This window comes from Streptomyces sp. NPDC051051 (assembly GCF_040682975.1).
GTDB lineage: Bacteria > Actinomycetota > Actinomycetes > Streptomycetales > Streptomycetaceae > Streptomyces.
This window is the reverse complement of the sequence record NZ_JBFBCB010000004.1, coordinates 246,204-253,425: the sequence shown is the minus strand read 5'-3', so window position 1 is coordinate 253,425 and position 7,222 is coordinate 246,204. Positions and strand designations below refer to the sequence as shown.

8 protein-coding genes and 1 pseudogene are annotated in these 7,222 nt (G+C 73.6%); 8 read left to right on the top strand and 1 reads right to left on the bottom strand.

All coding sequences use genetic code 11. From position 1 onward, the window contains the following. From AB0N31_RS05385 to AB0N31_RS05360, 6 genes and pseudogenes are all read left to right on the top strand, one after another. A pseudogene (locus AB0N31_RS05385) lies at positions 1–222 on the top strand (sulfate adenylyltransferase small subunit); the annotation flags it as partial. Between the two features lie 2 nt (positions 223–224). Next, positions 225–1,547 (top strand): GTP-binding protein, encoded by a 1,323-nt coding sequence (locus AB0N31_RS05380; RefSeq protein WP_366057016.1) that lies wholly within the window; start codon positions 225–227, stop codon positions 1,545–1,547. Between the two features lie 110 nt (positions 1,548–1,657). Beyond that, positions 1,658–2,722: an aliphatic sulfonate ABC transporter substrate-binding protein gene (locus AB0N31_RS05375; RefSeq protein ID WP_366057025.1), complete on the top strand. Its 1,065-nt coding sequence runs from the start codon at positions 1,658–1,660 to the stop codon at positions 2,720–2,722. A gap of 20 nt (positions 2,723–2,742) precedes the next feature. Further along, the gene (locus AB0N31_RS05370) at positions 2,743–3,531 is read left to right on the top strand and encodes an ABC transporter ATP-binding protein (protein ID WP_366057024.1); all 789 of its coding nucleotides are present in this window, start codon (positions 2,743–2,745) and stop codon (positions 3,529–3,531) included. Further along, complete coding sequence (locus tag AB0N31_RS05365) at positions 3,518–4,411, top strand: ABC transporter permease (protein ID WP_366057015.1); 894 nt, start codon at positions 3,518–3,520, stop codon at positions 4,409–4,411. Before AB0N31_RS05370 ends, AB0N31_RS05365 begins: the two co-directional genes overlap by 14 nt. 151 nt (positions 4,412–4,562) lie before the next feature. Then, positions 4,563–5,702: a ParB N-terminal domain-containing protein gene (locus AB0N31_RS05360; RefSeq protein ID WP_366057014.1), complete on the top strand. Its 1,140-nt coding sequence runs from the start codon at positions 4,563–4,565 to the stop codon at positions 5,700–5,702. A gap of 34 nt (positions 5,703–5,736) precedes the next feature. Here the strand turns inward: AB0N31_RS05360 and AB0N31_RS05355 are convergent, their stop codons facing one another. Continuing rightward, positions 5,737–5,958, bottom strand: a complete 222-nt coding sequence (locus AB0N31_RS05355) for a DUF6059 family protein (RefSeq protein ID WP_366057013.1) — start codon at positions 5,956–5,958, stop codon at positions 5,737–5,739. Positions 5,959–6,533: 575 nt separating this feature from the next. Here AB0N31_RS05355 and AB0N31_RS05350 point away from each other — a divergent pair. Further along, the gene (locus AB0N31_RS05350; protein ID WP_366057012.1) at positions 6,534–6,659 is read left to right on the top strand and encodes a hypothetical protein; all 126 of its coding nucleotides are present in this window, start codon (positions 6,534–6,536) and stop codon (positions 6,657–6,659) included. A gap of 88 nt (positions 6,660–6,747) precedes the next feature. Next, a complete protein-coding gene (locus tag AB0N31_RS05345; RefSeq protein WP_366057011.1) occupies positions 6,748–7,164 on the top strand; it encodes a PPOX class F420-dependent oxidoreductase in 417 nt (138 codons plus the stop codon). Positions 7,165–7,222 lie beyond the last annotated feature (58 nt).

Below are 7,222 nucleotides of genomic sequence, written 5' to 3'. Positions count from 1 at the left end.
GGCGGCCCCCGCGACGGCGAGAGGATCGAGAAGCGCCAGGTGCGCTACCGCACCGTCGGCGACATGTCCTGCACCGGCGCCGTCGACTCCGACGCCGACACCATCGACAAGGTCATCACGGAGATCGCCGCCTCCCGGCTCACCGAACGCGGCGCCACCCGCGCCGACGACAAACTCTCCGAGGCCGCGATGGAAGACCGCAAGCGCGAGGGGTACTTCTAGAGATGACCGCTGTGACAGGCACCACCGTCGACACCCTGCGCTTCGCCACCGCCGGCTCCGTCGACGACGGCAAGTCCACCCTCGTCGGACGGCTGCTGCACGACTCCAAATCGATCCTCACCGACCAGCTGGAGGCCCTCGCACAGGCCTCCCGCAACCGCGGCCGGCACGCCCCCGACCTCGCGCTGCTCACCGACGGCCTGCGCGCCGAACGCGAGCAGGGCATCACCATCGACGTGGCCTACCGCTACTTCGCCACCCCGCGGCGCCGCTTCATCCTCGCCGACACCCCCGGCCACGTGCAGTACACCCGCAACATGGTCACCGGCGCCTCCACCGCCGAACTGACGGTGATCCTCGTCGACGCCCGCAACGGCGTCGTCGAACAGACCCGCCGCCACGCCGCGATCGCCGCCCTGCTGCGCGTCCCGCACGTGGTGCTCGCCGTCAACAAGATGGACCTCGTCGGCCACGACGAGTCCGTCTTCGCGGCGATCGCCGAGGAGTTCACCGCCTACGCGGGCGACCTGGGCGTTCCCGAGGTCACCGCGATCCCGATCTCCGCGCTCGCCGGCGACAACGTGGTCGAGCCGTCGGCGACCATGCGCTGGTACGGCGGCCCGACCGTGCTCGAGCACCTGGAGACCGTGCCGGCCGCCCACGACCTCACCCACCGCCCCGCCCGGCTGCCCGTGCAGTACGTCATCCGCCCGCAGACCCCCGAACACCGCGACTACCGCGGATACGCCGGCCAGATCGCCGAAGGCACCCTGCACACCGGGCAGGAGGTGAGCGTGCTGCCCTCGGGCCGCACCTCCAGGATCGCTGCGATCGAACGGCTGGGCCGGCCCGTCGACAGGGCCCGGACCCCGCAGTCGGTGACCGTCCTGCTGGAGGACGACCTCGACGTCTCGCGCGGCGACCTGATCGTGCCCGCCGGCCACGCCCCGGCCACCACACGCGAGGTGGAGGCGACCGTGTGCCACGTCGCCGACCAGCCGCTGACCGTCGGCCACCGGGTGCTGCTCAGGCACGGCACCCGCACCGTCAAGGCCCTCGTCGAGGACATCCCCTCCCGTCTCACCCTCGACGACCTGTCCCAGCACCCGCACCCCGGACAGCTCCTCGCCAACGACATCGGCCGGGTGAGGATCCGCACCGCCGAGCCGCTGCCGCTGGACTCCTACGCCCACTCCCGGCGCACCGGCTCGTTCATCCTCATCGACCCCGGCGACGGCACCACCCTCACCGCCGGCATGGCCGGCGCCTCCTTCGCCCGCCCCGCCCCGGCCGGCAGCCGCCCACCGCACCAGGAGCGGGCGTGACGAGCACACCCCCCGCCCCGGCCGACCGCCTTGCCGACCGGCACCGCGGCCCCGACCGGCACCGCGGTCCTGTCCGGCGCCGCCGTGCCGCCGCCCTCGCCGCTCTCGCGCTGCTCGCCCTCGCCGCCTGCGGCTACGGCTCGAAGGCCAAGGACGACCCGGGCGTGCGGGTCGCCGCCGGCGCCCACAGGATCGACGGCCTGGACTCGGTGCGGATCGGCTACTTCGCCAACCTCACCCACGCCACCGCGCTGGTGGGCAACCGCAAGGGCTTCTTCCAAAAGGCGCTGGGCGCCACCACGGCGCAGTACGCCACCTTCAACGCCGGCCCCTCCGAGATCGAGGCGCTCAACTCCGGCTCCATCGACATCGGCTGGATCGGCCCGTCCCCGGCGATCAACGCCTTCACCCGGTCGCAGGGCAAGAACCTGCGGATCATCGGGGGTTCGGCCTCCGGCGGCGTCAAGCTCGTCGTCAACCCCGACACCATCACCTCCCCGCAGGACCTCGAGGGCAAGAAGATCGCCACCCCGCAGCTGGGCAACACCCAGGACGTGGCCTTCCTCGACTGGGCCGCGCGGCAGGGCTGGAAAATCGACGCCCAGAGCGGCAAGGGCGACGTCTCCGTCGTCCGCACCGACAACAAGATCACCCCCGACGCCTACAGGTCCGGCTCCATCGACGGCGCCTGGGTGCCCGAGCCGACCGCCTCGAAGCTGGTCGCCGAGGGCGCGAAGGTGCTGCTGGACGAGTCCGACCTGTGGCCCGACAAGAAGTTCGTGATCACGAACATCATCGTGTCGCAGACGTTCCTCGAGCAGCACCCGAAGGCCGTCGCGGCGGTCCTGAAGGCGTCGGTCGACGTCAACAAGTACCTCAACGCCCACCCGGACGAGGCGAAGGCGGCGGCGAACGCGCAGCTGAAGGCGGACTCCGGCAAGGCGCTGCCCGCACAGGTGCTGGACCCGGCGTGGAAGTCCATCCGGTTCACCGACGACCCGCTGGCCGCCACCCTGCGCACCCAGGCCGCCCACGCCGCCCGCGCCGGCCTGCTCGACCGGCCCGACCTGAACGGCATCTACGACCTCACCCTGCTCAACGACATCCTCGACGACGCCGGTGAGAGCCCCGTCGACGACGCCGGCCTCGGCGCCGAACCCCCCTCCCCCCGATGACTTCCCAGGAGGTGACGACCATGGCCACCACCCTCACCACGGCCGGTGACGGCACCGCGACCGCCCGGCACGCCGCCCGCATCGAACACGTCTCCAAGTCGTTCCCGGGCCCCGCCGGCACCCAGCTCGTCCTGGACGACATCAGCCTCGACGTCGCACCCGGCGAGTTCGTCACCCTCCTGGGAGCCTCCGGCTGCGGCAAATCCACCCTGCTCAACCTCGTCGCCGGCCTGGACCGCCCCACCACCGGCACCATCACCACCGACGGCCGGCCCGCCCTGATGTTCCAGGAACACGCCCTGTTCCCCTGGCTGAGCGCCGGCAAGAACATCGAACTCGCCCTGCGCCTGCGCGGCGTCGCCCCACCCCAGCGACGCGCCCGCGCCCGCGAACTCCTCGCCCTCGTGCGCCTCGAAGGCGCCCACGGCAAACGGGTGCACGAACTGTCCGGCGGAATGCGCCAACGCGTCGCGCTGGCACGCGCACTGGCACAGCAGAGCAGCCTGCTGCTGATGGACGAACCCTTCGCCGCCCTCGACGCCATCACCCGCGACGTGCTGCACGACGAACTGACCCGCATCTGGCGCGAGACACACCTGTCGGTGCTGTTCGTCACCCACAACGTGCGCGAGGCGGTACGCCTGGCCCAGCGCGTGGTCCTGCTGTCCTCCCGCCCCGGACGCATCGCCCGCGAATGGAGCGTGGACATCGCCCAGCCACGCCGCATCGAGGACACCGCCGTCGCACGGCTGTCCGTCGAGATCACCGAGGAACTGCGCGAGGAGATCCGCCGACATGGCCGGCACTGACACCACGACCGGCCGGGACGGCGACGACCTCGCCGGCCTCGAAGCAGGCCTCGACGCCCTCGACACCCGCCGGCCCACCGCCCGGCCGCTCGGGCAGAGCCTGCGGGAAAAAGTCCTGCCGCCCCTGACCGCCCTCACCCTCGTGCTGGCGGTGTGGCAGGCGCTGATCTCCTTCCACATCGTCGACGACCCGAGCAAACTGCCCTCCCCCCGCGCGGTGGGGGACGTGGTGGCCACGGCATGGCTGGAGGGCGAACTCCTCGGCTACATCTGGACCAGCGTCTCGCGCGGCCTGCTCGGCTTCGGCCTCGCCCTGCTCATCGGCACCCCCCTGGGCCTGCTCGTCGCCCGGGTGCGGCTCGTGCGCGCCGCGATCGGCCCGATCCTGTCCGGCCTGCAGACCCTGCCCTCCGTCGCCTGGGTGCCGCCCGCGGTGATCTGGCTGGGCCTGAACAACTCCATGATGTACGCGGTGATCCTGCTCGGCGCCGTCCCCTCCGTCGCGGGCGGCCTGGTCTCCGGCGTCGACCAGGTGCCGCCGCTGTTCCTGCGGGCGGGCCGCACCATGGGCGCCACCGGCCTCAAGGGCACCTGGCACATCGTGCTCCCCGCCGCCCTGCCCGGCTACGTCGCCGGCCTCAAACAGGGCTGGGCCTTCTCCTGGCGCTCCCTCATGGCCGCCGAGATCATCGCCTCCTTCCCCGACCTGGGCGTCGGCCTCGGCCGGCTCCTGGAGAACGGCCGCAACGCCAGCGACATGGCCATGGTCTTCGAGGCCATCGGGCTCATCCTCGTCGTCGGCATCACCATCGACCTGCTCGTCTTCAGCCCCCTGGAACGCCGGGTCCTGCGCAGCCGCGGCCTGCTGGTGAAGAACTGAAACCACCCCCGCCCCCCGCCCCCCCCGCCCCCCCGCCGCCGTCCCACCCGCCCCGGCCGCCGCCCTGCGGCTCGTCAACCCACTCTCGACCGCGGCTAAAGACAGCGCTGCGACGCTCGTCCGGAACGGCAGCAGAAAGGGGCCACACCGGATGGCTTTCAAGGACGGGCGGGCGACGGTGACCGCAGACGGCTTCGGTTCCGCCAGGCCGGCGCACGACGCACCGGCGGCCGGTGACCGCACCGACCCCCACGACCCCCACGACCCCCCCGCACAGGAACTCCCGGTCCACGCGCTGTCACCCGGACCGCACCTGCGCCGCGGCGGAATCAACACCGCCCACGTCCACCTGCTCGTCGACGCCTCCAGCCACACCCCGCTGCCGCCCGTACTGGTCCAGAAAGACGGCTGGCGCGTCATCGACGGACTCCACCGCCTGGAGGCCGCCAAGCTCCGCGGCGACCACAGCATCAAAGCGCGCCTGGTCGACTGCACCGACGCCGAGGCCCTCGTCCTGGCCATGAAGACCAACAGCGCCCACGGACTGCCGCTGTCCAAGGCCGACCGCCTCTTCGGAGCCCAGCGCGTCCTGTCGGCGCACCCCGAATGGTCCGACCGCGCCCTGGCCGGCGTCACCGGGCTGAGCGCCAAGACGATCCGCTCCCTGCGCGACCGCCTCACACCGGGCGGCACACCGCCGGGCGCCAAACGCCTGGGCCGCGACGGGAAACTGCGCTCGGTCACCGCCGGTGAGGGCAGGCGCCGCGCCGCCGAGTACATCAACGCCCACCCCCACGCCACCCTCAGAGAAGTCGCCCGCGCAACCGACGTCTCCCTCGGCACCGTCCACGACGTGATCGCCCGGCTGCGCCGCGGCGTCAGCCCCGAACGAGGCGCACCACGCGGCACCACCGCACGACTGACCGTCCCCCCGGCCCCCCCGGCCCCCCCGGCCCCCCCGGCCGCCGGTGCGGGCGCCGCCACCGGTCCCACCGGCGTGCCCGATGCCGGCCCCACGCCCGCACGGCGCACCCACCCCGCCGGCCCGCCCCCCGCCTGGGAGGCCGTCGCGGCCAAGGTCGCCAACGACCCCTGCGTCCGCTACACCGAGGGCGGCAAGGAGTTCCTGCAGTGGATGGCGCTGCACGCCACCGACCCCGACGGATGGCAGCAACTCGTCAACGCCGTCCCGGCGCACTGGCTCGGCGTCATCGCCCCCATCGCCGAGAGCGTCAGCAAGGAATGGAGCCTGTTCGCCGAGCAGCTCAGAAGCCGCCAGGAAGCGGTGTGACACCCTTCCCGCACCGTGTCACGACCCGCACGTGTCACGATCCGGCGTCCAGCTGCCGTTCGAGCGCACGCTCCACCGCCGTCAGGGCGACGTCCGGGCGCAGCCGTTCCGGATGCGCCGCGGGCGGCCCCTCCCGCCTCACCGGCCCCTGCGACGGCGGCGTCCCGGGAAGACAGGCCCCCGACACGTAGATGGCGCCGTAGGCCTGCAGGGCTTCGTACACCTCGCGCAGAAAACGCCTGAGCAAACCGGCCATGGGCGGATCCCTCCGATGACGGGGCCGCGGCGGCCCCCCTTCGCCGTGTGCCGCCACTGTGCGGGCCCTTGATCGAGCCGGGTTCGAAGCCGGCTCAAGCGCCGTCACCGACCCTCGGCACCCGCCCCCACAGGGCACACCCGCGCGCGCGGGGGAGACACCGCGACGACGGCCGGACAACGCCGCGACGGCGGGGGAGAGGGATACGGCGGCGGGGCACAGACCCCGCCACCCGACAGGGCGCCACCGCCGCGCCCCCTCCCCACGGCCCCGGCGCACGGTCCCCCGACGGTGCGCCCGACCCGGCCGGCGAACACCACGGCCGACGAACACCCGGCCCGGCGCCCGGCGGGCCCGCCCCGTCCCGCGCGGCGCGCGGTGCGCGGCACGCACCGGGCCCCCGACGTGCCGTCGCCCGGCCGCCGGGGGCCGGCGGCCCGCCGCGGTCGACGCGGTGTCGAGGCGGACTCCAGTCGTGCCTCCGCCCGGCCTCCAGAGCGGCTTGCCACCGTTGCCGGGTGGAGCAACCGGGCTCCGCAGCCCCGCAGGGCGCACGGTCACGGGAGGACGGGCCCATGGACGAGGCCGAACGTGAGCGGCAGGCACACGGCACGGAAGGGGCGGCGCCGGTGCTCCGGCTCGCCGGGGTCGACGACGAGGACGACCCCCTGGAGCCGAACGTGGTCCGCGGGATCGACTGACGACCCACCACCTCGGCACGGCCCACGAGCCGCGACGGTGGCATGCCAGGGCGCGCCGCGCCGGTGACCGAAAGAGGAATCCCACACGATGACGCTCTCCCCGCAGCGCGCCGGCACCACCGCGGTGTCCCCCTCGCTCGACGAGTTCCTCACCGCGCCGCACACCGCCGTGCTGACCACGCTCAGACCCGACGGCTCGCCCCATCTGACGCCCGTGCGGTTCACCTTCGACCCCGAGGCGGGCATCGCCCGCGTCCTGACGGTGAACACCACCCGCAAGGCCCGCAACGTGCTGGCCGCACCGCAGGCCCGCGTCGCGCTCTGCCAGGTGGACGGTTTCCGCTGGGTCACCCTCGAGGGCACCGCCCGCGTCCTCGACACCCCCGAACACGTCGCCGAAGGGGTCCGCCGCTACACCCAGCGCTACTGGTCCGGCCCGCCGAACCCGCCGGGACGCGTGGTCGTGGAGATCGCGGTCGACCGGGTGCTGAGCCTCAACTGCTGACCGCACCCCCGCACCCGCACCCCGCACCCGCCCCCGCGCACCCGCGGGCGGCGGGCCG

What these genes read in the sequence shown, in the direction of transcription:
- AB0N31_RS05380 (WP_366057016.1), top strand. Translation starts at nt 225, where the DNA reads ATGACCGCTGTGACAGGCACCACCGTCGACACCCTGCGCTTCGCCACC.
- AB0N31_RS05355 (WP_366057013.1), bottom strand. Translation starts at nt 5,958, where the DNA reads ATGGCCGGTTTGCTCAGGCGTTTTCTGCGCGAGGTGTACGAAGCCCTG.
- AB0N31_RS05360 (WP_366057014.1), top strand. Translation starts at nt 4,563, where the DNA reads ATGGCTTTCAAGGACGGGCGGGCGACGGTGACCGCAGACGGCTTCGGT.
- AB0N31_RS05345 (WP_366057011.1), top strand. Translation starts at nt 6,748, where the DNA reads ATGACGCTCTCCCCGCAGCGCGCCGGCACCACCGCGGTGTCCCCCTCG.
- AB0N31_RS05365 (WP_366057015.1), top strand. Translation starts at nt 3,518, where the DNA reads ATGGCCGGCACTGACACCACGACCGGCCGGGACGGCGACGACCTCGCC.
- AB0N31_RS05370 (WP_366057024.1), top strand. Translation starts at nt 2,743, where the DNA reads ATGGCCACCACCCTCACCACGGCCGGTGACGGCACCGCGACCGCCCGG.
- AB0N31_RS05350 (WP_366057012.1), top strand. Translation starts at nt 6,534, where the DNA reads ATGGACGAGGCCGAACGTGAGCGGCAGGCACACGGCACGGAAGGGGCG.